The organism is Streptomyces sp. NPDC041200 (assembly GCF_055591805.1).
This window is the reverse complement of sequence record NZ_JBVIZF010000001.1, coordinates 907,897-933,132: the sequence shown is the minus strand read 5'-3', so window position 1 is coordinate 933,132 and position 25,236 is coordinate 907,897. Positions and strand designations below refer to the sequence as shown.

The window sequence follows — 25,236 nt, the reverse complement described above, 5'->3', positions numbered from 1 at the left end:
CGATGTGGTTCCCTGGGCCCGGCTCGCCGGGCCCAGGATGAGATTCGCGCGCCCCGCGTCCCAGGCGCATGAGTCATCCGTCCCGGCTCCGCCCGGTGTCTCGTGGTAGCGATTTGACGTCCCGTCAGCTACGGTCCGGTGGCCCGCTCCCGCCCGCCCCGCGACGAAGGGGGACCCTCCGCCATGGCCGTCACGGTCGTACGCCTCAACCTCGTCGATCCCGCCGCCACTCCGCGCGCGCTGGCCGAGCGGTACCGCGCCGCCATCGACATGGCCGCCTACGCCGACGAACGGGGCATCTCCACCGTCCAGACCGAGGAGCACCACGGCGCCGCGAACGGCTGGCTGCCCGCGCCGCTGGTCTTCGCGGGCACGGTGCTCGGTGCCACCCGCCGGATCACGGTGACCGTCTCCGCGCTGATCACACCGCTGTACGACCCGCTGCGGCTGGCCGAGGACATCGCGGTGCTCGACCTGGCCAGCGGCGGACGGCTGACCACGGTGGCCGGGATCGGCTACCGGCCCGAGGAGTACGCGGCGCACGGCAAGGACTGGCAGGGGCGCGGCGCGCTCCAGGACGAGGCGCTGGAGACGCTGCTCGCGGCGTGGACGGGCGAGCCGTTCGCGTACCGGGGCCGCACCGTGCGGGTCACCCCGCGCCCGTACACCCAGCCGCATCCGCTGCTGCTGGTCGGCGGCAGCTCGAAGGCGGCGGCCCGGCGCGCGGCCCGGCTGGGGCTGCCGTTCTTCCCGAGCGCTCATCTGCCGGAGCTGGAGGGGTACTACCACGCGCGGCGCATGGAGTACGGCACCGACGGCTGGTGCCTGATGCCCCCGGCGGTCACCCCGCTGCTGCACATCGCCGAGGACCCGGACCGGGCCTGGGCGCTGTACGGGGAGCATCTGCTGCACGAGGCGCGCACCTACGCGTCCTGGCAGTCGGGAGCGGTGCGCTCGGCGGTCCGCTCGCACGCCGCGGACGCGGAGGCGCTGCGCCGCGAGGGCGTCTACCGGATCGTCACGCCCGAGGAGTGCGTGGCGTACGCACGGCAGAGCGGCGAGCAGGCGAGCCTGGTGCTGCATCCGCTGTGCGGCGGGATGCCGGTCGAGGAGGGCTGGAGCGCTCTGCGGCTGTTCGCGGAACGAGTGCTGCCCCGCCTCAAGGACTGAGGCGGGGCAGTTCTCCTGGAGTGAGGAGTGGGCGGCGGGGGGTTAGCCCATCTCCTCCAACGCCTTGCCCTTGGTCTCCGGCACCCACTTGAGGATGAACGGGATCGAGAGCACGGCGAAGACCGTGTACAGGATGTAGGTCGCGGAGAGGTTCCACTCCGACAGGCTCGGGAAGCTGGCGGTGATGGCCCAGTTGGCGATCCACTGCGCGGAGGCGGCGACACCCAGGGCGGCGGCGCGGATCTTGTTCGGGAACATCTCGCCGAGCAGCACCCAGACGACCACGCCCCAGGAGAGCGCGAAGAAGAGGACGAACGCGTGGGCCGCGACCAGCGCCACGACGCCCTCGGTGTGCGGAAGCTTGCCGTCCACCAGGTTCGCGGAGAAGGCCCAGGCCACCAGGGCGAGCGAAAGCGCCATACCGACGGAGCCGATGAGCGCGAGCGGCTTGCGGCCGACCTTGTCGACGAAGATCATCGCGATCACGGTGCCGAGGATGTTGATGATCGACGTGGTGAAGGAGTAGAAGAACGAGCTGCTCGGGTCGACGCCGACGGACTGCCACAGCGTCGAGGAGTAGTAGAAGGCCACGTTGATGCCCACGAGCTGCTGGAAGACCGAGAGCCCGACGCCGATCCAGACGACCGGCAGCAGCCCGAACCGGCCGCCGAGCAGGTCCTTGAAGGTCGACTTGTGCTCGCTGCGCATCGCCTGCTCGATCTCGGCCGCCCGGACGTCCAGGTCGACGGCCTTGCCCTCGACCTCCCTCAGGACCTCCTTGGCCCGGTCGGTCCGGCCGACCGAGATCAGGAAGCGGGGGGACTCGGGGATGGCGAAGGAGAGCAGCCCGTACAGCACGGCCGGGATGACCATGACCCCGAGCATCCACTGCCAGGCCTCAAGACCGGCGATCTTGCCGCGCTGGTCGCCGTCGGCGAGGTTGAGGATGCCCCAGTTGACGAGCTGGGAGACGGCGATGCCGATGACGATCGCGGCCTGCTGGAAGGAGGCGAGCCGGCCACGGTACGCGGGCGGGGCGACCTCGGCGATGTAGGCCGGGCCGATCACGGACGCCATACCGATGCCGATGCCTCCGAGCACCCGCCACATGGCCAGGTCCCACAGGGCGAAGGGCAGGGCCGAGCCGACCGCGCTCACGGTGAACAGCAGTGCGGCGATCTGCATGACGCGGATCCGGCCGATCCGGTCGGCTATCCGGCCCGCGGTGGCCGCGCCGATCGCCGAACCGATCAGTGCGATGGCGACGACCTGGGCGAGGGCCGCGGACCCGATGTCGTACCGGCCGCGGATGGCCTCGACCGCTCCGTTGATCACCGAGCTGTCGTAGCCGAAGAGAAAGCCGCCCATCGCGGCGGCAGCGGTGATGAAGATGACATGGCCGAGATGGTCCGGCTTGGCCTTGCGGCCTTCGGACCCCTGTGCCTGCACGGTGGTGGACAACGTGAACTCCTGTGGCCCGTCCGGCAACGCTGCCAGACGTGGGGGGCAGACCCTTCCGGTGGAGGCGGAGCCGAAGAGGTCGGCCACCACTTAAAGGTAAAAGCGACGTTGCAGAGACTATTCCTTCAAGTTTCGAAGTCAATAGGGGGAGGCCAAGAAGTTACGCAGCACCCTTTGCACCATTGACTTCAAGTATTGAAGCGGTCACCGCAGGCGTTGACTAATGACTTTCGACACTCCGTCGCCCTGCATCGAGACGCCGTACAGCGCGTCCGCGACCTCCATCGTCCGCTTCTGGTGCGTGATCACGATCAGCTGGGACGACTCCTGCAGCTCCTCCATGATGCGGATCAGCCGCTGCAGATTGGTGTCGTCCAGCGCCGCCTCGACCTCGTCCATCACATAGAACGGACTCGGCCGCGCCTTGAAGATCGACACCAGGAGCGCCACGGCCGTCAGGGAGCGCTCCCCGCCGGACAGCAGGGACAGCCGCTTGACCTTCTTGCCCGGCGGCCGTGCCTCCACGTCGACGCCCGTGGTCAGCATGTTGTCCGGGTCGGTGAGCACCAGCCGCCCCTCCCCGCCCGGGAAGAGCCGCGAGAACACCCCCTCGAACTCGCGCGCGGTGTCCCGGTACGCCTCCGTGAACACCTGCTCGACGCGCTCGTCGACCTCCTTCACCACCTGGAGGAGGTCCGCCCGCGTCTTCTTCAGGTCCTCCAGCTGCTCGCTCAGGAACTGATGCCGCTCCTCCAGCGCCGCGAACTCCTCCAGCGCCAGCGGGTTGACCTTGCCGAGCTGCTGATACGCCCGCTCGGCGGCCTTCAGCCGCTTCTCCTGCTGTGCCCGGAGATACGGCACCGGCCGGTTGCGCGGGTGCTCGGGGTCGTCCGGCAGCTCCTCGCCCTCCGCGGGCGGCGACGGCGGTACGAGCTGATCGGGGCCGTACTCGGCGATCAGCCCGGCCGGTTCCACGCCCAGCTCCTCCAGCGCCTTCGACTCCAGCTGCTCGATCCGCAGCCGCTTCTCGGCGCCCAGCACCTCGCCCCGGTGCACCGAGTCGGTCAGCTTGTCCAGCTCGCCCTTGAGGTCACGGCCCCGGTTGCGCGCGGCCTCCAGCTCGCGTTCGCGCTCGGCCTTGGCGCGCTCAGCCGCGTCCCGCTCCTCGGCGGCCCGTACGAGCGACACCTCCACATGGTCGAGCAGCTGACGGGCCCCTCCTGCCACCGCCGACGCCACCTGCGCCTCGTGGCGCAGCCGGGCGCGCCGCTGCTCTGCGCGCGCCCGCGCCTCGCGCTCGGCGCGCGCGCCCCGGTCGAGCGCGTCGGCCCGCCCCGCGAGCCCCTTCACGCGCTCCTCATGTGTACGGGCCTGGAGCCGCGCCTCCATCTCGGTCTGCCGGGCGTTGGCGCCGTCCGCGGCGAGCCGGTCCCGTACGGAGGTGTCCGGCTCCTCCTCCCCCGGCTGCTCCTCGGCCACCGCCAGCCGCTCGGCCAGCTCCTCGGCCTCCCCCGTCGCCTTCTCCAGCGCCTCCTCGGCCCGCGCGGCGGCCGCGGCCGACCGCTCCGCCTCCCCCGCCGCGCCCCGCGCCTGCCCGGAGAGCCGACCGAGGGACTGCGCGACCTGCGACTTCTCCCGGTCCGCCGCACTGCGCCGGGCCGCCAGCTCCTCCACCAGCGCCACGCACTCGGTACGCCGCTCCCCCGCCGCGCGCCGCGCTACGCCCAGCTCCTCGCACCGTACGGCCAGTTCCTCCAGCTCCGCCGCCGCCTCGTCGACCGACGCCTGCACCTCCAGCAGACTGGGCGCTCCTGCGGACCCGCCCTGCGCGAAGTGCGCCCCGAGCAGATCGCCGTCGGCGGTCACCGCGGTCAACTCGGGCTGAGCCCGGACCAGTTCCTCGGCCTCTTCCAGCGTCCCGACCGCCACGACGCCCTCGACCAACCGCCGCACGGCCGCCACCAGCCCAGCGGGCCCGTCCACCAGCTCCGCCACCCGCGGCGGGCCCGCGGCGGCACCGGTCCCGACCCCCTCGGGCTCACCCCCGGCGGGCTGCGGCACCCGCACGGACACATCCCGCCGATCCGGCTCCTCAGCGGCAACCACGCCCCCGGCCTCCGGGCCGTGTCCGCTACGCGGCACGGCGGGGTGACGGGCCTCACCGGCAGCGTCGTCGGCAGGTGCCCGCGTGCCCGAGGCCACCGCGCGAGCGGCACCAGGAGGCGGGGCGCCATCCGCCGCGGAAGACGTCCGCGTGACCGGCACCGCGCCGCCCGAGGGCGGGCCTGCCGGGCCGTCCGGTGCCGCAGGGGCGGCGCCCGGCCCCGTGCGCGAGCTGCCCGTTGTACCGCCGGCACCGGCTGTCCCTGCCCCGCCGGAGCCTCTGGCGGCCACCCCCGGGTCGGGCTGCGGGTCCGGTTCCGCGCCGTCGTCTGCTTCCGGCTCCGCCGCGTGCGCCCGGTCCCCCACGGCCGTGGGGACGCCGGTGGCCTGACCGGACGGCTCCCCAGCAGCGCCGGAGGGCGCATCGGCGGCGGGCACCCGCGTACCGGGCACCGTGCCGCCCACAGCGGCCGAGGGCGGGTCCGCCGGGCCACCCGGCGACGCGGACCTGGACGAGGAGCCCGGCTCTGCGCCACCGTCCGCCGGAGCGGTGGCAGCCCCACCGGACGGGGCGCCGTCCGCCGCGACGGGCGCCCGCGTGCCCGGGACGACGGCCGCGCCGTCTCCCGTAGCCGAGGGCCCGGGCGGTGGCGGGCCGGGCTCCGGCGCGGGGGCCGGGAAGCCAGAGCCGGGCTCGGCCCCGACGCCTGCCGCCTGCGGCCTGGCAGCCTCGCCCAGCTCGCCCGGCGCGGCGGCGTCCGGGGTCCGCGAGGCGGGGACGGCGCCGGAATCGGCGGGCGCCGGGCCGCTGATGGCCCGGGTCGGGAGGAGGGTGGCGCGGCCCGCGTCTTCGGTGCGGAGGTGGCGGATCGCCCGCGCGGCGGTCGTGGGGTCGGTGACGGCGATCGCGTCGGCGGCGGCGCCCAGGGCCGCGGCGACCTGGACCTCGTAGCCGGGGCTCACGGTCAGCAGTTCGGCGGCCGGGCCGAGGAGGCCGGTGAGGCGGTCGGCCGCGGCCAGCAGGGCGCCGGTGCCGTCCTTGCGGCGGAGGCCGAGGGCCAGGGCGTCGTGCCGGGCGGCGGTCGCGGCGCGGTCGCGTTCGGCGGCGGTGGCGGCCTCACGGGCCGCGCTCAGCGCGGTCTCCGCCTCGGACAGCTCCCGCTTGGCGGCCTCGTGGCGCTCCGCCAGTTCCGCGTCGTCCGCGTCGAGTCCGTCGACCTCGGCCTTGAGCTGTTCGTACTCCTCCTGCGCGGCGGTGGCCCGGGCCTGGGCCTCGTCGCGGGCGGCGGCCAGGCGTTCGATCTCGGCGCGGGCCGAAGCGGCGCGGCCGCGGGCGGCGTTGACCTGGCCCTGCAGCCGGGCGAGCCCTTCGCGGCGGTCGGCGATGGCTCGGGCCACGTCCTTCAGGCGGCGCTCCTCCTCCGCCAGGTTCCGTTCGAGTTCCGCGCGGTGCGCGACGGTGTCGTCCAGGGCCCGGCTGGCCGCCTCCAGGGCGGCTTCCAGCTCGGCTTCCTGTTCCCGGATGCGGGCCGCCTCGCGTTCCATGTCCTCGGGGTCACGGCCGCGCCGCTCCTCGGCGGGGGCGGTGGTCGCGCTCTTGACCCGGGCGTCGGCCAGGCTGACCGTGCCGCGCACCCGCTCGGCGAGCTGGGACAGCTCGTACCAGGTCTGCTGGGCGTCGCGCAGCCGCGGTGCGAGCTGCCGGACCTGTTCCTCCAGGGCGGCCTCGCGCTGCTGGGCGGTGCGCAGCTCGGCCTCCGCGGCCTCCTTGCGCTTCTTCAGCTCGGCCTCGTCGGCGACCTCGGCGCGCAGCGCCTCGCGCAGGGTGACCAGGTCGTCGGCAAGCAGCCGCAGCCGGGCGTCGCGCAGGTCGGCCTGGATGACGGCGGCCCGGCGGGCGACAGCGGCCTGCCGCCCGAGGGGCTTGAGCTGCCGCCGCAGCTCGTCGGTGAGGTCCTGGACGCGGGCCAGGTTGGCCTGCATGGCGTCCAGCTTCCGCAGCGCCTTCTCCTTGCGCCTGCGGTGCTTGAGGACGCCCGCGGCCTCCTCGATGAAGGCCCGGCGGCCGGTCGGGTCGGCGTGCAGGACGCCGTCGAGCTGGCCCTGTCCGACGATGACGTGCATCTCGCGGCCGATGCCGGAGTCGGACAGCAGTTCCTGGATGTCCAGCAGCCGGCAGGTGTCGCCATTGAGCTGATACTCGCTGCCGCCGTTGCGGAACATGATCCGTGTGATGGTGACTTCGGCGTAGTCGATGGGCAGCGCGCCATCGGCGTTGTCGATGGTGAGGGAGACCTCGGCGCGGCCGAGCGGGGGACGGCCGGTGGTCCCGGCGAAGATGACGTCCTCCATCTTGCCGCCGCGCAGCGACTTGGCTCCCTGTTCGCCCATGACCCAGGACAGAGCGTCCACGACGTTGGACTTGCCCGACCCGTTGGGACCGACGACGCAGGTGATACCCGGCTCGAAGCGGAGCGTCGTGGCGGAGGCGAAGGACTTGAAGCCTCGTAGGGTCAGGCTCTTCAGGTGCACGCCGTTGGACTCTACCTTCCGGGCCCCGTCCGGCAGCCGTCCCCGCGCCCGGCGCCGCGGTCCCGTCCCGGCTTTTTCCCGCTTTCCTCAAAGATCGGTTTCACCGGCGAGGGGGTGGGGCACATCAGTCGGTAAGGGAAAACCGGAAACGCGGGGGAACGACGAAGGGACGCCGAGGCGTCCCTTGAAGATTCTCAAGCGGCTGACGGTTCAGCCCGACCGGCCCGAGGGCTGGGTCAGGCGAGCGCAGGCTCCGCCTGGGATACGTCGATGCTGTCGAGCAGCGAGTCGCCGTGACGAGCGGCGGCGGACAGCGAGTCGTTCTCGGCCTGAATCCGAACCAGCTCGGATTCAAGATCCTGAACGCGCTGCTGAAGCCGTCGCATCTCGGCGAGGACTCGGGGGTCGGAGCCGCCGACGTAACCGAGAAGCGCCTTTGCCATGATGGATGGTCCTCCACACTGAGTGACCGACCGAAGCGGTGTGGGTCGTGAGGGATTCGCACCCGCGATGTCTGCCGATATTGCCGTGCTGAGGTGGCGGACAAGTTAAGGTGCGCGGGGACTTCCAGAGTCTCACCAATTGGTTTGAGGGTCAACACGATCACATGCCGCCGACACCGCGAAGGCCGAGAGCACAAGGGGGCGCGAGCCGCGCCGCCCGCTCTCCAGAGGACCCGTAGCGGTTGGGGATCTTCCTACGCTCCGCAGCCTTCCACGGAGCGGCTCCATTCGCAACCATCAGCCGATTTCTGCTCACAGCGCGCACGGAAGGCATGGTCAGCGGGGCATCGGGAGAGGGCCGAACGGGGGTCCCGCGAGGGCTCGCTCAGCGGATCTCGAAGCTCTCGTAGACGCCGCGCGGTGTGTCCCAGATCTCGGTGACACCGTCGACCCGCCCGGGCGTGTCGCCCTCGCGCAGCCAATCGAGCAGCTGTTCGCACCCCGCACGCGAGCCCTCCGCGACCACCTGTACGCGGCCGTCGGCGAGGTTGGAGGCGAAGCCCGCGAGGCCTCCGATGCGCAGCGCGTTGGCCCGGGTGAACCACCGGAAGCCGACGCCCTGGACCCGGCCGCGGACCCACGCCGTGAGGCGCACGTTGTCGTTCATGTCTGCACGTTAACCGGCTAATTGGCGCCTCGGCACATTCATCTCCTACCGCATGGCGTACAGTCCCGCCTCAACGAGACTCACTCACACGAGTGACACATGAGTTGCCCACAGAAGCCACACATTTGACGCTCTCACACATAAGGAAGGCAGGAGATGGGCCGCCATCGACGATCTGCCCCCGGCTCCGCGACGCCGCCCGAGGTGGGCGCCGGCCGCCACCGGGGACCGCGCCGTAGCCCTCTCGCACCGGTGAGGACCGGACTGTTAAGTGTGTCCGCCGCGGTCGCGGTGGGCGCTGTGGCCATGGCCTCCGGCCTGGTTCCGGGCGGCCCCTCCGGTCTCGGCGGTGGCACTGAACCCGCCGGTCAGGTGCAGGCGGGCGGGTCGCCCGGCACCGGCCTGGACACCCAGGACCCGGGGACATCGTTCCCCTCGGGAGGCGCCGGGACGTCGACGGGATCCGGCGACGCGAACCCGCAGACGCCGTCCACGTCCCCCTCCCAGACACCCTCGAAGCCCGCCGGAACGCCGTCCACGACGCCGGCCGAGCGCCCCGGGTCCGGCAGCAAGCCCGGCGGGTCCGGCGGCGGTGGCGGCTCAAACTCGTCCACTCCGTCCCGTACGCCCACGACCGACCCGGTGCCCAGCCTCCCGCCGGAGAAGCCGGACCGGGCGGCGGCGGCCGAGAAGGCGGTCATCGCCCTGGTGAACCAGGAGCGGGCGGCGGTCGGCTGCCAGCCGGTGACCGAGGACCGGAAACTCGCCCAGCTGGCGCAGGACTTCAGCGACGACATGGCGATACGCGACTTCTTCGACCACACCAGCCCGGACAACGAGGACCCCTGGGACCGCGCCAAGCTCGCGGGCATCCTGGACCTGGGCGGCGAGAACATCGGCCGCGGGCAGGCCACCGCGCAGGACGTGATGGACTCGTGGATGGACAGCCCCGATCACCGGGCGAACATCCTCAACTGCCAGTACACGACACTCGGCGTCGGCGCGCACTTCGGCGACGACGGCCCCTGGTGGACCCAGGACTTCGGCTACTAGGTCGGCTACCACGTCGGCTACTGGGGCGGACCAGAGCGACGAGCGGACGGACCGGGCGTACGCGTACGTCCGGTCTCCCGCGCGCACCGAACGGCAGCGCAACCCAGGAGAGAGCGCCGCGCGCGTATGGTGTGTGCATGGAATGTGAACGTACCGCCGGGTCCCGCCCCGAGGAGGACGCCGCCGGGGACGATGCCTTCGACGTGTTCGCGCGCGCCTGTCCGTCCCGCGCCACGCTGGAGCACATCACCGGCAAGTGGGGCGGCCTCACCCTGACCGCCCTGTTCGAGAGCGGCTGCCGCTTCAACGAGCTGCGGCGGCGGGTCGACGGGGTCAGCGAGAAGATGCTGTCCCAGACGCTGCACGCGCTGGAGCGGGACGGTCTGGTGCACCGCGAGGCCCAGCCGGTCAACCCGCCGCGCGTGGACTACCGGCTCACCCCGCTGGGGCACGCGGTCGCCGAACGGCTGCTGGCGCTGATCGGCCTGGTCGAGGAGCGGATGCCGGAGGTGCTGAGCGCCCGGGAGCGCTACGACGGGCGGCGCGCCGAGAGCGCCACCGCGCCGACCGGGCGCGGCGGGCGCTGACAGCGCGGGCAGAAGTAGCTGGAGCGGTTCATCCACGGGCGGCGGCGCATGGCGGTGCCGCAGCGGCGGCACGGCTCGTCCTCCCGGCCGTAGGCGTCGAGCGAGCGCTCGAAGTAGCCCGACTCGCCGTTCACATTGACGTAGAGGCTGTCGAAGCTGGTGCCGCCCACCGCCAGTGCCGCGCTCATGACATCCCGCACATGGCCGAGGAGTTCGGTGGAGCGCGGCCGGGTCAGGGTGGCGGTCGGCCGGTCGTAGTGCAGCCGGGCGCGCCACAGCGCCTCGTCGGCGTAGATGTTGCCGACGCCGCTGATCAGCGACTGGTCGAGCAGGGCGCGCTTGACGGTGGTACGGCGGCGGCGCAGCGCGAGGTGGAAGGCGGCCTCGTCGAAGGCGGGGTCCAGCGGGTCGCGGGCGATGTGCGCGATGGCGTCCGGCAGCCCCTCCAGGTCGCCGGGTACGGAGCCGTGCAGCGAGAGCCCGCCGAAGGTGCGCTGGTCGACGAAGCGCAGCTCGGTGCCCACGTCGTCGGCGAACCGGACCCGGATGCGCAGATGCTTCTCGTCCGGGGCGGTGCCCGGCTGGACCAGCAGCTGGCCGCTCATGCCGAGGTGGGCCAGGACCGCCTCGGCGGTGTCCTCGAACGGCAGCCACAGATACTTGCCGCGGCGGCGGACCGCCCCGGCGCGGCGGCCCTTCATCCGGGCCGCGAAGTCCTCCGCGCCGCCCAGGTGGCGGCGGACCGCGCGGGGGTGCAGCACCTGGACCTCGTCGACCGTACGGCCGCTGACCCAGCGCTCCAGACCGCGCCGGACCACCTCGACCTCGGGCAGCTCGGGCAACGTGACTCCTGAAGGAGGGATCACCGGCACTCCGGCCCCGGTCGGTGACCGGGGCCGGGGCGGTGCCTAACGGGTGGTGGTGGCCGAGTCCGCGGCCGGGGCGCTCGCAGCCTCGGCGCCTTCGGCGGCTGCCTCGGCCTCGGCGTCTACCGTGGCCTCGGCTTCCTTGACCTCGGCTTCCTTGACCTCGGCTTCCGCCGCGGCTTCGGCCTCCGCCTTGGACTTCGTCTGCGCCTCGTCGGCGGCAGCGCGGATCGCGCGCCAGGCGGCCTCGGCCGCCTGCTGCTCGGCTTCCTTCTTGCTGCGGCCGGTGCCGGTGCCGTACGCGACACCACCGACGCGGGCGGCAGCCGTGAAGGTCTTCTCGTGGTCGGGCCCGGTCTCGGAGACCAGGTACTCCGGAACCCCAAGACCCTCGGTGGCCGTCAGCTCCTGGAGGCTGGTCTTCCAGTCCAGGCCGGCGCCGAGGTTCGAGGACTTCTCGATCAGTGGGTCGAAGAGCCGGTGCACCAGTTCGGCGGCGGCGTCGAGTCCCCGGTCGAGATAGACCGCGCCGATCACCGCTTCCAGGGTGTCGGCGAGAATGGATGCCTTGTCCCTGCCCCCGGTGCCCTCTTCGCCCCGGCCGAGCCGGATGAAGGCGCCGAGGTCCAGACCCCGGCCCACTTCGGCGAGCGCGCGCGAGTTGACCACCGCGGCCCGCAGCTTGGCCAGCTGGCCTTCGGGCAGATCCGGGTGGATGCGGTACAGCGTGTCGGTGACCACCAGGCCGAGCACCGAATCCCCGAGGAATTCCAGCCGCTCGTTGGTGGGCAGCCCGCCGTTCTCGTACGCGAAGGAGCGATGGGTGAGCGCACGCACCAGAAGGGCGGACTCGAGCTGATACCCGAGCCGCCCTTCCAGGATCGTGTGGGACGAGGCCTTGTCCGCCTGGACCGTATCGCCGCCGCGCTGATGACCTCCGCGAGGTTCACCCGCGCGCTTGCGGGACGGCGTGCTGGCGTCCGACATAGAGCCTGTCACCCGCCGATCAGACCTCGAGGACCTGGCGGCGGTTGTAGGTGCCGCAGCTCGGGCACGCGATGTGCTGCTGCTTCGGCTCGTGGCAGCGCTCGCACGCCACCAGGGTGGGGACCGCAGCCTTCCACTGCGACCGGCGGTGGCGCGTGTTGCTGCGCGACATCTTCCGCTTCGGAACAGCCACGGCTACTTCTCCTGTGGGTCATCCCCGCGCGGGCGGGGGGCGTTGTCCTTCTCGCCGTCCTGAATGGACTCGGCGAGTCCCTGCAATGCCGCCCAACGGATGTCGACGGCTTCGTGGTGGTGGTCCGGGTCGTCCGCGAGGCGCGCACCACAGTCGGCACACAGCCCCGGGCAGTCCTCCCGGCACACCGGCTGCAGCGGCAGTGCGAGCACCACCGCGTCCCGCAGCACGGGCTCGAGGTCGAACAAGTCGGCCTCGAGAAAGAGCGTGTCCTCCTCCTCGGCGTCGTCGCCGGTGTCCGCGTCGCGGCTCCGGTCGTCGGCGTCGGGGTAGGAGTACATCTCCTGGAAGTCCACTTCGAGCTCTCGCTCCAGCGGCTCCAGACACCTTACGCACTCCCCCGTGAGCGGTGCACGGGCGGTGCCTGTGACAAGCACCCCTTCCATGACCGACTCAAGGCGGAGCTCAAGCTCCACGGTCGCGCCTTCCCGCACCCCGATGACCTCGATGCCGAGGTCCTTGGGGGCCGCCACGGAGCGGGAGACCCGCTTCAGCGCACCAGGACGCCGCCCCAGCTCACGTGTGTCGAACACGAGGGGGGCACGGTGGTCGAGGCGGGCGTTCAGGGCTTCCTGCTTTCTACGCTGCGGCGGGCCGCCCGACACGGACTTGAAGCGGGCAGCCGAGATCGCGGACGTACTCGCGACCGAAGAGCCAGGATACTGGACGGGCCGCTCCAGGCCCAATCGGGTGTCGGGCGGCTCCCGCGGCTCCGGAGCGCTAGCGTCCCTGCTCGTACTGGCGCAGCTGGTCGAGGTCGATCATGCTCGTGTCGAAGAGGCTGGTCTCGTCGAGCGCCGCGCCCGGCTGCTGCGGCGGGTACGGGGGCTGCTGCGGGACCTGCGGCTGCTGGACGTAGCCGTTCGGGTCGTAGCCCTGCGGCTGCGGCTGCTGCTGCCAGCCGTACGCGTCCTGCTGCGGGTAGCCCGCCTGCTGGACGTACGGGTCCTGCTGCTGGACGTACCCCTGCTGCGGGTAGCCGTACGCGTCCTGCTGCGGGTAGCCCGGGGCGGCGTAGTACCCGGCGGCCGCGGCGGGGTCCATCGCCGCGGGATCCATCGCGGCGGGCTGGACGGCGGCGGGCTCGATGACGGGCGGCTGCGGCACGGCCGCGGGCCGCACGGTGGCGTCCTGCGCCTGGGCCAGCTCCGCGTAGTAGTCGTCGTCGCTGGTCCGCAGGGCCTGGGCGGCCGCGTCCTGGGCCGCCATGTGGGCGCCCAGGTCATCGGCCGGACGGGAGCCGAGCAGCTTCTGCCGCCCCCGGCCGACCGCCTCCAGGGTCTTGCCGAGGACCGCGGAGACGGCCCCCAGCTTGGTGTCCACGTACTCGTCGGCGCGCTGCCGCAGGGTGTGCGGATCGGCGCTGCGCTCCGGCTCGTCGTCCATGCCGTCGCCGCCGGGCACCCGGCCGAGCAGCTTGTCGCGGCCGCGGTCCACCGACCCGATGGTCTTGGTCAGCACGACCTCGAAGTTGGCGAGCTTGCTGTCGACGTAGTCGTCGGCCTCGGCACGGATCTCCTCGGCCTCCCGGCGGGCCTCCTCGAGGATCCGGTCGGCCTCCTCCTGCGACGTCCGGGCCACCTCGGTCCCGGAGATCAGCTGGGCGCGCTCGGCGTGCGCGGCCTCGATGATCCGCGTCGCCTCCTGGCGGGCGTCGTCCACCATCCGGTCCCGTCCGCCGATCAGCTCCTCGGCATGGGCGAGGGAGTCCGGGAGCGCGGCGCGCACCTCTTCGAGCATGGCGAGCAGGTCGGCGCGGTTGACCACGCACGAGGCCGACATGGGCATGGCCCGGGCACTGCCGACGGCGCTCACGATCTCGTCGAGCTTCTTCTGCACGTCCACCTTGGGTGCTCGCAGTCTGAGTCGGAGGGGATGAGACGGGACCGACTGTACGGCCAGCGGGCGCCTGCCCGACACCCGCTGATCCGCCGTCAGTCCCCGTCCGCGCTACTTCCGCCGGAGCCGTTCGTCCAGGGCCTCCAGGACGAGCGGCGGCACCAGGTGGGAGATGTCGCCGCCCCAGGCCGCGACCTCCTTGACCAGGCTGGAGGAGAGGAAGCTGTAGGTGGGGTTGGTGGGCACGAAGAGGGTCTCCACGCCCGACAGGCCGTTGTTCATCTGGGCCATCTGCAGCTCGTAGTCGAAGTCGCTGACGGCCCGCAGCCCCTTGACGATGGCGGGGATGTCGCGCTGCTTGCAGAAGTCCACGAGCAGCCCGTGGAAGGCCTCGACCTCCACGTTTCCGTACTCGGCGGTGGTCTGGCGGAGCAGATCCATCCGCTCCTCCACCGTGAACAGCCCCTGCTTGGACTTGTTGATCATCACGGCGACGTGGACGACGTCGTACAGCTTGGACGCTCGGGCGATGATGTCCAGGTGCCCATTGGTGACGGGGTCGAAGGACCCCGGACAGACGGCGCGGCGCAACGGAAGTTCCTCGCTCTCGGGTCCGGTCATGACGCGTTGTCGCACGTCGAGGCGGCGCGACCGTACCAAAGCGTGCCCTCGCCGTAGCGACGGGACCGCAGTCCCTCGAAACCGGCCGGCCACCCGAACTCCCCGCCTCTGGTGCTGCGCTCCACGGTGACCAGCGCGTCCGGCGCGAGCCAGTCTTTGCCACGGAGTGTGAGCAGGATCTCGCGGAGATCGTCGTCGCTGACCACATAGGGCGGATCCAGGAAAACGACGTCGTACGGGCCGGTGGCCGGAGGCTGTCCGTCGATGGTCGCCTCGGCCTTCCCGGTCCGCAGCTCGGCGCCGGGCAGCCCCAGCGACCGGACGTTCTCCCGGATGGTGCGGGCGGCGCGCGGGTCCGATTCGACCAGCAGCACATGGGCCGCGCCCCGGGACAGCGCCTCCAGGCCGACCGCGCCCGAGCCGCCGTACAGATCGAGGACCCGGACCCCGCTCAGCGAGCCGAGCAGCGACTCCCAGGTGGAGAACAGGCCCTCGCGCGCCCGGTCCGAGGTGGGTCGGGTGCCGTTTCCCGGCGGCACGGCCAGGCGACGTCCGCCGGCCGCTCCGGCGATCACGCGGGTCATGGGTGTGGCAGTCCTTCGCGGTGGGTCGTCGCGGTGGTCGGGGCGGCGGCGGGCGGGTACGCCGGTCCGCCGCCCCTCCACGATATGGCGTCCGGCGCCGCACGGGACCCCCGCACGGCCCCTACGAGTTATCCCTTGTCGAGGAATTCCTCCCGCTCCTTGTCCAGCAGGGCATCCAGCGCGGTGCGCAGCTCGGGATAGCCGGTCAGCTCGGGGTCGGCCGTGACGATCGCGGTGGCCTCCTCCCGGGCGGCGGCGATGACCTCCTCGTCGTCGATGACGGCGAGCACCCGCAGCGAGGAGCGGACGCCGGACTGGGCCTGGCCGAGGACATCGCCCTCGCGGCGCTGCTCCAGGTCGATCCGGGACAGCTCGAAGCCGTCGAGCGTGGCCGCGACCGCGCCGAGCCGCACCCGGGCGGGGCTGGCCTCGGGCATCTCGGTCACCAGCAGACACAGCCCCGGGGCCGAGCCCCGCCCGACCCGGCCGCGCAGCTGGTGCAGCTGGGAGACGCCGAACCGGTCAGCGTCCATGATCACCATGGCGGTGGCGTTGGGGACGTTGACGCCCACCTCGATGACGGTCGTGGCGACCAGCACGTCCACCCCGCCCGCGGCGAAGCGGCGCATCACCTCGTCCTTGGCCTCCGGCGCCATCCGGCCGTGCAGCACCTCCACCCGCAGATCGCGCAGCGGGCCCGTGGCGAGCTGGTCGGCGACGTCGAGGACCGCGAGCGGCGGACGCTTCTCCGCCTCGTCCTCGGCGGTCTTCTCCTTCGCCGCCTTCGCCGCCTTCGCCGCCTTCTCCTCGTCTTCCTCGTCTCCGATGCGCGGGCACACCACATACGCCTGGTGTCCGGCCGCCACCTCCTCCCGCACCCGCTCCCAGGTCCGGGCCAGGAAGTGCGGCTTGTCCTTGGCGGGCACCACGTGGGAGGCGATCGGGGAGCGGCCGGCCGGCAGCTGGTCCAGGACGGAGGTCTCCAGGTCACCGAAGACGGTCATCGCGACGGTCCGCGGGATCGGGGTGGCCGTCATCACCAGCAGATGCGGCGGCTGCTTGCCCTTGGAGCGCAGGGCGTCGCGCTGCTCGACGCCGAACCGGTGCTGCTCGTCGACCACCACCAGGCCCAGGTCGTGGAACTGGACCTTGTCCTCGATCAGGGCGTGGGTGCCGATCACGATCCCGGCCTCGCCGGTGACCAGGTCCAGCAGCGCCTGGCGGCGGGCCGCGGCCCCCATGGAGCCGGTGAGCAGCACGACCTTGGTGCCCTGCTCGGCGCCGCCCAGCATCCCTCCCTCGGCCAGCTCGCCCATCATCTCGGTGACCGAACGGTGGTGCTGCTGGGCCAGAACCTCGGTCGGCGCGAGCATCGCCGCCTGTCCCCCGGCATCCACGACGCCGAGCATCGCGCGCAGCGCGACCATCGTCTTGCCGGACCCGACCTCGCCCTGGAGCAGCCGGTGCATGGGGTGGTCGGTGGCCAGGTCGGCGAAGATCTCGGCGCTGACCCGCTGCTGGCCGTCGGTGAGGGTGAACGGCAGCCGGGCGTCGAAGGCGTCCAGCAGGCCACCGGCCACCGGCCTGCGGGGAGCGGCGGGCGCCGTCGCGTCGGCCTGGCGGCGGCGGGCGAGGGCGACCTGCAGGACGAACGCCTCGTCCCACTTGAGCCGGTCGCGCGCGTCGGCGATGTCGGCCTTGGTGCGCGGGCGGTGGATGCGGCGCAGCGCCCCGGGCAGCGTGGCCAGCCCGCGGCCCTCGCGGAGGCTTTCGGGCAGCGGGTCGATCAGCCCCGCCAGCACGGTGTCCTCCTGGCCCGCCGGGCCCAGCACGGTGTCGATCGCCTGCTGGATCTGCCAGGACTCCATCTGCTTGCAGGCCGGGTACAGCGGCAGCAGCTGGTTGGCGAACGCCTCCACGGCGTCCGAGCCGCTGTCCGCGCGCAGCAGCTTGAACTCGGGGTGCGCCAGCTGCCGCTTGTGGTTGAAGACCGAGACCTTCCCGGCGAACATGGCGCGGCTGCCGGGCAGCAGCTCGGAGCGCGGCTTGTGGACGCCCTTGCCGAAGAAGACGAGCTGGAGACGGCCGCTGCCGTCGGTGATGGTGACCTCCAGTCGCTGGCCCCTGCCGCTGTTGAACTTGTGCACCCGGGCGTCCGCGACTTGCGCGACCACGGTCACATGCTCATCCAGGGGCAGCTCGGCCAGGCGCGTCAGCTCGCCGCGCTCCGCGTACCGCCGCGGGTAGTGGTGCAGCAGGTCGCCGACGGTGTGCAGGCCGAGGTGCTCGGCCATCACCTTCGCGGTGTTGCCGCCGAGGACTTTCTTCAGGGGTTCATCCAGCACGGGCACGCAGTCCATTGCACACCACGCCACCGACAAGCGGGGCCATTCACGGGGTCATGCCCGGGATCTCGCCCGGGGTCATCGGATCATGCCCGGGATCATTCGACGCCTATGATCAGCGGCGCGGAGGGCTGGCCGCCCCGGTAGACGACCGTGTCGACGGCGAAGTGGCCCTCCCGTACGTGCCGCTCCAGCCGCTCGGCGATCTCGTCCGGGAGGTCCGCGCCGAGCACCAGCGTGACCATCTCCCCGCCCGCGGCCAGCATCCGGTCGAGGACCGTCTCGGCGGTCGGGACCAGTTCGGTGCCGATCACCGCCACATCGCCATCGATCAGACCCAGGACGTCCCCGGCCTGACAGACCCCGGCCATGGTCCAGGACCGGTGCTCGGCGACGGCCAGTTCGGCGCAGCGGGTGGCGCCCGCGGCGGAGGTCATCGCGACGACGTCCTCGTCGAAGCTGCGGGCGGGTTCGTGCACGGCGAGCGCGGCGATGCCCTGGACCGGGGAGCGGGTGGGGATGACGGCGACCCGTACGCCCTCGGCGCGGGCCTGCGCGGCTGCGGCCGCGGCCGGATAACGCAGCTCGGCGTCGTTGGGCAGCAGCACCACCTCGCGGGCGTGGGCCCGCAGGATCGCCTCGGCCAGCTCGCTGCCGCCGGGCGGCTTCCCCGGCTCGGTGGCGACCACGGTGGCCCCGGCCTCGGCGCACAGCGCGGCGAGCCCGTCGCCGGGGACGACGGCGACCACGGCACGGGTCGCGCGCTCGCCGGACGGCCGGTCGGGCCGCCGCTCGGGACGGCCGGGCTCCGGGACGGCGGGACGGCGCTCGGCGGGGGCGCCGAAGTGGGTGATGCGGACGCGGTACGGGCGCCCGGCCTCGATGCCCGCCTCCACCGCGGCGCCCGCGTCGTCCACATGGACGTGGACGTTCCACAGTCCGTCGCCGCCGACGATCACGAGCGAGTCGCCGAGTGCGTCCAGCCGCTCGCGCAGACCGGGGACGGCGTCATCCACGGCTTCCAGGAGGTAGATCACCTCGAACGCGGGCCCGTCGGCGGAGCAGTCCACCGGCCCGGACTCCCCGGAGGGCACGGAGTCGGAGGCGGGAGCGGGGATGGCGGGGGCGGCGGGCGGTGCGGCCGGGGGTTCGCCGGAGAGGGCCTCGGCGAGCCCGCCCAACACCGTGACCAGGCCGTATCCCCCCGCGTCGACGACGCCCGCGCGGGCCAGCACGTCGAGCTGCCCGGGGGTCGCCTGGAGCGCGGTGCGCGCCCCTTCGTACGCCGCGCGCGCCACCACTCCGACGTCTCCGGTGGCCCGCTCCGCGCTCTCGGCGGCGGCCACGGCCACGGTCAGCACGGTCCCCTCGACGGGGTGCGCGACGGCGAGGTACGCCAGTTGGACCGCGCGCCGCAGGGCCCGCCGCAGCCCGTCCGCCTCGCCGCCGCTCTCCGTACCGCCGCCCTCGGCCAGGACGTCCGCCATGCCGCGCAGCAGCTGGGCCAGGATGGTGCCGGAGTTGCCGCGCGCGCCGATCAGCGCGCCGTGGGCCATGGCCCGCACCACGTCGGCGAGGCTGGGGCGGGCGGCACCGGCCGAGGCGGGGTGACGGTCGAACGCGGCGTCGACGGCCTGGGCGGCGGATTCGACGGTCAGATACAGATTGGTGCCGGTGTCACCGTCCGCGACCGGATAGACATTGATCGCGTCGATGTCCTCGCGGGCCCGGCCCAGCGCGTCCAGCGCCAGCCCACACCAGATCCGTACCGCATCGGCGTCGAGCGTGTGCGGCACGTACGTACTCCTCGGGACGGTGAGGGATGTCTCAGGGACGGGGTCGGGCATGGCGTGCTCGCAGGCTAGTCGCCGCCCTCCGCAGGGGCTGGGGCAGCCATGATAGTTTCGTTGTACGGGAGTGGCCGTTGTATGCTGCTCCGGTTGCCCGATGAGAGTCGGGCTATTCCCCCTGGCGCCGCCGGTCTTCCACGATCCTGGCTACGCCGGGGTTCCCGTTAAGTTTCTGTCTCCTCGCGGGAAGCGAGGCTGACCCGTCTTTGGAGTAACCCGTGGCTGCCAACTGCGACGTCTGCGGCAAGGGGCCGGGCTTCGGCAACAACATCTCGCACTCGCACCGCCGCACCCGCCGTCGTTGGAACCCCAACATCCAGACGGTGCGCGCTGTGGTCGGTCGGACCCCGAAGCGGCTCAATGTCTGCACCTCGTGCATCAAGGCCGGCAAGGTCTCGCGCTAGGCGCACGCCTTCCCCCCGCGCAAGCGGGGTTCCGGTTGCCGAGGCCGGTCCACACATGACGGTGGACCGGCCTTTACGCATGCCCGGGCGCGCCCCTTCGGCTCATTCGCCGGCCGCCAGCCAGCCGTGGTCGACTGGGCCGATGCCCGCGCCCAGGGGGAAGCCCGCCTCGATGGCGCCCGTGACGTACGCCTTGGCCGCCGTGACGGCCTCCGGGACCGCCATGCCGCCCGCGAGGTAGGTGGCGACCGCCGAGGCGAGGGTGCAGCCGGTGCCGTGGGTGTGGCGGTTGTCGTAGCGGGGCGCCCGCAGCCAGTGCTCCTCGGTGCCGTCGGTGAGCAGGTCCACCGCGTCACCCCGCAGATGACCGCCCTTGATCAGCGCCCAGCGCGGGCCGAAGTCCAGCACCGCGCGCGCCGCCCGCCGCAGATCGCCCTCCGAACCGGCCCGGATGCCGGTCAGCTGGGCGACCTCGTCCAGGTTGGGGGTGGCGACGGTAGCGGTGGGCAGCAGCTTGGTGCGGACCGCGTCCAGCGCCTCGGCGGCCAGCAGCGGATCGCCGTGCTTGGAGACCCCGACCGGGTCGACGACCACCGGCGCGGGCAGCCCCGCGAGCAGCCCGGCGACAGTCTCGACCAGCTCGGGGCTGGCCAGCATGCCCGTCTTGACCGCCTGGACGCCGATGTCGTCCACCACGCTGCGGAACTGGGCGCGGACCGCCTCCGCGGGCAGCTCCCAGGCGCCCTGGACGCCCTGGGAGTTCTGCGCCGTCACCGCGGTGAGCACGCTCATCCCGTGCGCGCCCAGGGCCAGCATCGTCTTCAGGTCGGCCTGGATGCCCGCACCACCGCCGGAATCCGATCCGGCGACAGTGAGGACACGGACGGGCACCTGGTGGTCCCGGGGGACGCGGGGGACATCGGTAGACATGGCCATACGGCCGAATCTACTCGGCGCCCTGGTCATCCCCGAAATGGTCCCAGCCCGCGTGCACCCAGGGCGCCCCGTCGACCGTCACCTGCGGCAGCGCCGACGGGTTGAGCACCGCGCCGATTACCTTCCAGCGGGCGGGCAGCTTCACGTCGGACGGGAAGGTGGCCACGATCGCGTGATCCTCTCCCCCGCTGAGCACCCACTGGATCGGATCGACGCCGACCGCCTGCCCGATGTCCGACATCTGCGTGGGGATGTCGATGTCCCCGGAGCGCAGATCGATGCGGACCTGGCTGGCGTCGGCGATGTGCCCGAGGTCGGCCACCAGCCCGTCGCTGACGTCGGTCATCGCGGTCGCGCCGAGCCCCGCGGCGGCCGGTCCCGCGTGGTACGGCGGCTCCGGGCGGCGGTGCGCCTCGACGAAGGCGCGCGGCGAGCGGAAGCCGCGCGAGAGCACCGCGTGCCCGGCGGCCGACCAGCCCAGCCAGCCGGTGACGGCGACAACGTCACCCGGCCGGGCACCGGATCGGGTGACCGGCTCATGATTGCGCAGATCGCCCAGGGCGGTGATGGCGATGGTGATGGCGTCTCCGCGCACCACATCGCCGCCGACCACCGCGGCGCCCGCCACCTGGCATTCGTCGCGGATCCCGTCCATCATCTCGGCCGGCCAGGTCACCGGCAGATCGGCGGGCACCACCAGGCCCAGCAGCAGCGCGGTCGGCACCGCGCCCATGGCCGCGATGTCCGCGAGGTTCTGCGCGGCGGCCTTGCGGCCGACGTCATAGGCGGTGGACCAGTCCCGGCGGAAGTGCCTGCCCTCCAGCAGGACGTCCGTACTGGCCACCACCCTGCGGTCCGGGGCGGCCACGACCGCCGCGTCGTCCCCGGGCCCCAGCTTCACCGCCGGGGTGGTGGTGAGCCGGGAGGTCAGCTCTCTGATGAGCCCGAACTCCCCCAACTCGCCCACGGTGCCCTTCATCGCATTGCCCCTTCGTGCTCGTGGCCCTCTGCCCGCCGCGCGGCGCACCCCGCGCGGGTCTCCCCGCGCCGCGTGGCGACGCGGTACCGTGGCGTCCCTTCTCCCCACATGATCCTCGTAGCCGCCCTGGAGGTTCCGTGGTACAGGCGTACATCCTGATCCAGACCGAGGTCGGCAAGGCGTCGACCGTCGCCGACGTCATCGCCAAGCTCCCGGGGGTGATACAGGCCGAGGACGTCACAGGGCCGTACGACGTGATCGTGCGCGCCCAGGCCGAGACCGTCGACGAACTCGGCCGCATGGTGGTCGCGAAAGTCCAGCAAGTGGAAGGGATCACGCGCACACTCACCTGCCCGGTGGTCCATATCTAGATCCAGCTCCCCCAGAACGCTCGGCCGGTGAGGCGGGCCACCGGGCCGACGCGGCCCGGTGGCCGAACGCTTCGGCGCGGCCCCGTGGAGCGGCTAGCGCAGCCCCGTGGAGCGGCGCAGCGCGGCCTGGATGAGCCGGTCCACCAGCTCGGGGTAGGTCACGCCGCTCTCCTGCCACATGCGCGGGTACATGGAGATCGGGGTGAAGCCGGGCATCGTGTTGATCTCGTTGATCACGAACTCGCCGCTGTCCAGCAGGAAGAAGTCCGCGCGCACCAGGCCCTCGCAGGACACCGAGTCGAACGCGCGCACCGCCAACTCCTGGACCCGCTCGGTCTCCTCCGCGGTGAGCGGCGCGGGCACCACACCGGGGGCCGCGTCGATGTACTTGGCCTCGAAGTCGTAGAAGTCGTGGGTGGAGACAGGGGGGATCTCGGCGGGCACGCTGGCCCGCGGCCCGTCCTCGAATTCCAGCACCCCGCACTCGATCTCGCGACCGCGCAGCAGCGCCTCCACGATGACCTTCGGGTCGTGGCGGCGGGCCTCCTCGATCGCCTCGTCCAGCTGTTCCGGGCCGTCGACCTTGGTGATGCCGATGGAGGAACCGGCCCGGGAGGGCTTCACGAACACCGGCCATCCGTGCTCATCGGCGAACTCGGTGATCCTGGCGCGGGCGGCGGCGGGGTCACGCTCCCAGTCGCGGGGGCGGATCACCTCGTACGGGCCGACGGGCAGCCCGAACGAGACGAACACCCGCTTCATGTACTCCTTGTCCATGCCGACCGCGGAGGCCAGCACCCCGGCGCCCACGTAGGGCACCCCGGACAGCTCCAGCAGCCCCTGGAGGGTGCCGTCCTCGCCGTACGGGCCGTGCAGCATGGGGAAGACGACGTCGACGTCGCCGAGCGCCTTGGGCACCGCGCCCGGCTCGCTGTAGACGACCTCGCGGCTGCCCGGGTCGACCGGCAGCACGACCGACCCCTCCTCGGACTCGGCGAGCCGGTCGACGCTCGGGAGCCGCCGGTCCGCGATGGCCATCCGCTCGGGCTCGTCGGCGGTGAGCGCCCAACGGCCGTCCGACGTGATGCCGATCGGCAGCACGTCGTACTTCTCGCGGTCGATGGCGCGCAGCACGGCCCCCGCGGTGACCACGGAGATGGCGTGCTCGGAGCTGCGTCCGCCGAAGACGACGGCGACGCGCGGCTTCCGCGGCTCGCCGGTGGAGGAAGCCGGGACAGGGCTTGAGGAAGGAGTCTCGCTGCTCATATCGCGTTGAGGTTACCTTGCGGTTCGGACGGCGTCAGTGCCGCTCGGCCTTCGCGCTGCGCGACATCAGCTCTTTGAGCGCGACGAGCGGCTGTTTGCCGTCATGGACGATGCCCACCACGGTCTCGGTGATCGGCATGTCGACGTCGTAGCGGCGGGCGAGATCCGCTACGGACTCGCACGACTTGACGCCCTCAGCCGTCTGCCGGGTGACCGCGATGGTCTCCGCCAGCGTCATCCCGCGCCCCAGGTTGGTGCCGAAGGTGTGGTTGCGGGAGAGCGGCGAGGAGCAGGTGGCGACCAGGTCGCCCATGCCCGCCAGTCCGGCGAAGGTGTGCGCGTCGGCGCCCATCGCGAGCCCGAGGCGGGTCGTTTCGGCGAGCCCGCGGGTGATGAGGGACGCCTTGGCGTTGTCGCCGAGCCCCATGCCGTCCGCGATGCCGACGGCCAGCGCGATGACGTTCTTCACCGCGCCACCGAGTTCGCAGCCGACCACGTCGGTGTTGGTGTACGGGCGGAAGTAAGGGGTGTGGCACGCGGTCTGGAGGCGGCGCGCCACGTCCTCGTCCCGGCAGGCCACCACGGAGGCCGCGGGCTGCCGGGCGGCGATCTCCTTGGCCAGGTTGGGGCCGGTGAGCACCGCGACGCGCTCCGCGGGCGCGTCGGCGACCTCCGCGATGACCTCGCTCATCCGCTTGGCCGTGCCGAGTTCGACGCCCTTCATCAGGGACACCAGCACGGTGTCGGCGGGCAGCAGCGGGGCCCAGGCGGCGAGGTTGCCGCGCAGCGTCTGGGAGGGCACGGAGAAGACGGTGAACTCCGCGCCGCGCGCGGCCTCGGCCGGGTCGGTGGTGGCCCGTACGCCCTCGGGGAGGCGGATGCCGGGGAAGTAGTCGGGATTGGTGCGGCCGGTGTTGATGGACTCGACGACATCGGGCCGACGGCCCCACAGCGTCACCTCGCAGCCGGCGTCGGCGAGCACCATCGCGAAGGCGGTGCCCCAGGAGCCGGTGCCGAAGACGGCGCAGCGCGTCACTTGCTCTCCTCCTCGGCCACCGGGCGTTCGGCCATGCGGCGCGGCTGGTCGGCGGCGTGCGGCCGGTCGGTGGTGGCATCGGCGGTGATATCGGCCGTCCGGGCGGGCACCGGCTCACCGCGGACCTCGGCGAGGAGTTCGGTGACCGCGGCCATGATGGTGTCGGTGGCCGCCCGCAGCACGTCGGCGGTGGGCTCTTGGCCGTAGTACTCGGACAGGTCCACCGGCGGGCCCGCGTGCACCTTGAGGGTCTTGCGCGGGAAGAGCCGGACCCGTCGTTCCTTGGCGTACGGCGGTACGGCCTCGTTGGCCCCCCACTGCGCGACCGGGATGACCGGGGCCTTGGTGAGCAGGGCGACCCGGGCGGCGCCGGTCTTGCCCCGCATCGGCCACATGTCGGGGTCGCGGGTCAGGGTGCCCTCGGGGTAGAAGGCCACGCACTCGCCCTGGTTGATGGCGTCGACGGCGGCCCGGAAGGCGTTGGCCGCGTCGGTCGACTCGCGGTAGACGGGGATCTGCCCGGTGCCGCGCAGCATCGTGCCCATGAAGCCGCCCCTGAAGAGGGCGGCCTTGGCGAGGAAGCGGGGCACGCGTCCGGAGTTGTACTGGAAGTGCGCGTAGGAGAGCGGGTCGAGATACGAGTTGTGGTTGACCGCGGTGATAAAGCCACCATCGGCCGGAATGTGCTCCATTCCGTGCCAGTCCCGCTTGAACAGAACCACCATCGGTGGTTTCACCATGACCGCCGCCATGCGGTACCAGAAGCCGATTCTGCGGCCGGACACTCGGAACATCCTCCTCTTGACCCTGCTGACCTGCTGGCTTGCTGCCGTCCGGGCAGCCGCACAAGTGTCGCTCCAGGTACTCGGTCTGTCGAGGACAC

General features: G+C 72.4%; 22 protein-coding genes and 1 pseudogene. 5 read left to right on the top strand and 18 right to left on the bottom strand.

The window, feature by feature from the left end:
• The first annotated feature begins 183 nt into the window (after window positions 1-183).
• Window positions 184-1,170, top strand: coding sequence for an LLM class flavin-dependent oxidoreductase (locus ACZ6CL_RS04365; protein ID WP_468930907.1), 987 nt, complete (start codon window positions 184-186; stop codon window positions 1,168-1,170).
• 42 nt (window positions 1,171-1,212) lie between these two features.
• Here the strand turns inward: ACZ6CL_RS04365 and ACZ6CL_RS04360 are convergent, their stop codons facing one another.
• The 4 genes from ACZ6CL_RS04360 to ACZ6CL_RS04345 form a co-directional block, all read right to left on the bottom strand.
• On the bottom strand, window positions 1,213-2,631 hold the full coding sequence (locus tag ACZ6CL_RS04360; protein WP_468930905.1) for a sugar porter family MFS transporter: 1,419 nt from the start codon (window positions 2,629-2,631) through the stop codon (window positions 1,213-1,215).
• Between the two features lie 204 nt (window positions 2,632-2,835).
• Entirely contained in the window at window positions 2,836-7,266 is a 4,431-nt protein-coding gene (locus tag ACZ6CL_RS04355; protein WP_468930903.1) for an AAA family ATPase, read from the bottom strand.
• A gap of 236 nt (window positions 7,267-7,502) precedes the next feature.
• The gene (locus ACZ6CL_RS04350; RefSeq protein ID WP_385439375.1) at window positions 7,503-7,709 is read right to left on the bottom strand and encodes a hypothetical protein; all 207 of its coding nucleotides are present in this window, start codon (window positions 7,707-7,709) and stop codon (window positions 7,503-7,505) included.
• A gap of 385 nt (window positions 7,710-8,094) precedes the next feature.
• Entirely contained in the window at window positions 8,095-8,376 is a 282-nt protein-coding gene (locus ACZ6CL_RS04345; RefSeq protein WP_468930901.1) for an acylphosphatase, read from the bottom strand.
• Between the two features lie 273 nt (window positions 8,377-8,649).
• Here ACZ6CL_RS04345 and ACZ6CL_RS04340 point away from each other — a divergent pair, with 273 nt between their 5' ends.
• Together ACZ6CL_RS04340 and ACZ6CL_RS04335 are read left to right on the top strand one after the other, a co-directional pair.
• Complete coding sequence (locus ACZ6CL_RS04340) at window positions 8,650-9,429, top strand: CAP domain-containing protein (RefSeq protein ID WP_468930899.1); 780 nt, start codon at window positions 8,650-8,652, stop codon at window positions 9,427-9,429.
• A 137-nt stretch (window positions 9,430-9,566) separates the two neighbouring features.
• Window positions 9,567-10,016: a winged helix-turn-helix transcriptional regulator gene (locus ACZ6CL_RS04335; protein WP_468930896.1), complete on the top strand. Its 450-nt coding sequence runs from the start codon at window positions 9,567-9,569 to the stop codon at window positions 10,014-10,016.
• Here the strand turns inward: ACZ6CL_RS04335 and mutM are convergent.
• From mutM to ACZ6CL_RS04290, 9 genes are all read right to left on the bottom strand, one after another.
• On the bottom strand, window positions 9,959-10,858 hold the full coding sequence (gene mutM / locus ACZ6CL_RS04330) for a bifunctional DNA-formamidopyrimidine glycosylase/DNA-(apurinic or apyrimidinic site) lyase (RefSeq protein WP_468930894.1): 900 nt from the start codon (window positions 10,856-10,858) through the stop codon (window positions 9,959-9,961). The two genes, ACZ6CL_RS04335 and mutM, sit on opposite strands and share 58 nt — an antisense overlap.
• A 66-nt stretch (window positions 10,859-10,924) precedes the next feature.
• Window positions 10,925-11,869: a ribonuclease III gene (rnc, locus tag ACZ6CL_RS04325; protein ID WP_468930892.1), complete on the bottom strand. Its 945-nt coding sequence runs from the start codon at window positions 11,867-11,869 to the stop codon at window positions 10,925-10,927.
• Window positions 11,870-11,888: 19 nt separating this feature from the next.
• The gene (rpmF, locus tag ACZ6CL_RS04320) at window positions 11,889-12,062 is read right to left on the bottom strand and encodes a 50S ribosomal protein L32 (protein ID WP_009714764.1); all 174 of its coding nucleotides are present in this window, start codon (window positions 12,060-12,062) and stop codon (window positions 11,889-11,891) included.
• Window positions 12,063-12,064: 2 nt separating this feature from the next.
• Entirely contained in the window at window positions 12,065-12,655 is a 591-nt protein-coding gene (locus tag ACZ6CL_RS04315) for a YceD family protein (protein ID WP_468931278.1), read from the bottom strand.
• 187 nt (window positions 12,656-12,842) lie between these two features.
• Window positions 12,843-13,967 carry a cell division initiation protein gene (locus tag ACZ6CL_RS04310; RefSeq protein ID WP_468930889.1) on the bottom strand — a complete coding sequence of 375 codons (1,125 nt, stop codon included), beginning with the start codon at window positions 13,965-13,967 and terminating at the stop codon, window positions 12,843-12,845.
• Between the two features lie 105 nt (window positions 13,968-14,072).
• Window positions 14,073-14,582 (bottom strand): pantetheine-phosphate adenylyltransferase, encoded by a 510-nt coding sequence (coaD, locus tag ACZ6CL_RS04305; protein ID WP_468930887.1) that lies wholly within the window; start codon window positions 14,580-14,582, stop codon window positions 14,073-14,075.
• Window positions 14,579-15,166 carry a 16S rRNA (guanine(966)-N(2))-methyltransferase RsmD gene (gene rsmD, locus ACZ6CL_RS04300; protein WP_468930885.1) on the bottom strand — a complete coding sequence of 196 codons (588 nt, stop codon included), beginning with the start codon at window positions 15,164-15,166 and terminating at the stop codon, window positions 14,579-14,581. The genes coaD and rsmD overlap by 4 nt, the downstream gene beginning before the upstream one ends.
• Window positions 15,167-15,294: 128 nt before the next feature.
• Window positions 15,295-17,526, bottom strand: coding sequence for an ATP-dependent DNA helicase RecG (recG, locus tag ACZ6CL_RS04295; RefSeq protein WP_468930882.1), 2,232 nt, complete (start codon window positions 17,524-17,526; stop codon window positions 15,295-15,297).
• Between the two features lie 83 nt (window positions 17,527-17,609).
• Window positions 17,610-19,307, bottom strand: a complete 1,698-nt coding sequence (locus ACZ6CL_RS04290) for a DAK2 domain-containing protein (RefSeq protein ID WP_468930880.1) — start codon at window positions 19,305-19,307, stop codon at window positions 17,610-17,612.
• Window positions 19,308-19,579: 272 nt separating this feature from the next.
• Between ACZ6CL_RS04290 and rpmB the strand changes: the two are divergent.
• Window positions 19,580-19,690: pseudogene (gene rpmB / locus ACZ6CL_RS04285) on the top strand (50S ribosomal protein L28); the annotation flags it as partial.
• A 177-nt stretch (window positions 19,691-19,867) separates the two neighbouring features.
• On the opposite strand, the gene thiD reads toward rpmB, so the two are convergent.
• The gene (gene thiD, locus ACZ6CL_RS04280; protein ID WP_468931275.1) at window positions 19,868-20,695 is read right to left on the bottom strand and encodes a bifunctional hydroxymethylpyrimidine kinase/phosphomethylpyrimidine kinase; all 828 of its coding nucleotides are present in this window, start codon (window positions 20,693-20,695) and stop codon (window positions 19,868-19,870) included.
• 16 nt (window positions 20,696-20,711) lie between these two features.
• A complete protein-coding gene (locus ACZ6CL_RS04275) occupies window positions 20,712-21,680 on the bottom strand; it encodes a thiamine-phosphate kinase (protein WP_468930878.1) in 969 nt (322 codons plus the stop codon).
• 137 nt (window positions 21,681-21,817) lie between these two features.
• Between ACZ6CL_RS04275 and ACZ6CL_RS04270 the strand changes: the two genes are divergently transcribed.
• Entirely contained in the window at window positions 21,818-22,051 is a 234-nt protein-coding gene (locus tag ACZ6CL_RS04270; RefSeq protein WP_009714774.1) for an Lrp/AsnC family transcriptional regulator, read from the top strand.
• A gap of 93 nt (window positions 22,052-22,144) precedes the next feature.
• Here ACZ6CL_RS04270 and ACZ6CL_RS04265 read toward each other — a convergent pair whose 3' ends face one another.
• Genes ACZ6CL_RS04265 through ACZ6CL_RS04255 form a run of 3 tightly spaced genes read right to left on the bottom strand, consistent with a single transcriptional unit; the run spans window position 22,145 to window position 25,138 of the window.
• Window positions 22,145-23,317, bottom strand: a complete 1,173-nt coding sequence (locus ACZ6CL_RS04265; protein ID WP_468930875.1) for a D-alanine--D-alanine ligase family protein — start codon at window positions 23,315-23,317, stop codon at window positions 22,145-22,147.
• Window positions 23,318-23,351: 34 nt separating this feature from the next.
• Complete coding sequence (locus ACZ6CL_RS04260; protein WP_468930873.1) at window positions 23,352-24,353, bottom strand: NAD(P)H-dependent glycerol-3-phosphate dehydrogenase; 1,002 nt, start codon at window positions 24,351-24,353, stop codon at window positions 23,352-23,354.
• Window positions 24,350-25,138 (bottom strand): lysophospholipid acyltransferase family protein, encoded by a 789-nt coding sequence (locus ACZ6CL_RS04255; RefSeq protein WP_468930871.1) that lies wholly within the window; start codon window positions 25,136-25,138, stop codon window positions 24,350-24,352. The genes ACZ6CL_RS04260 and ACZ6CL_RS04255 overlap by 4 nt, the downstream gene beginning before the upstream one ends.
• Between the last annotated feature and the right edge of the window lie 98 nt (window positions 25,139-25,236).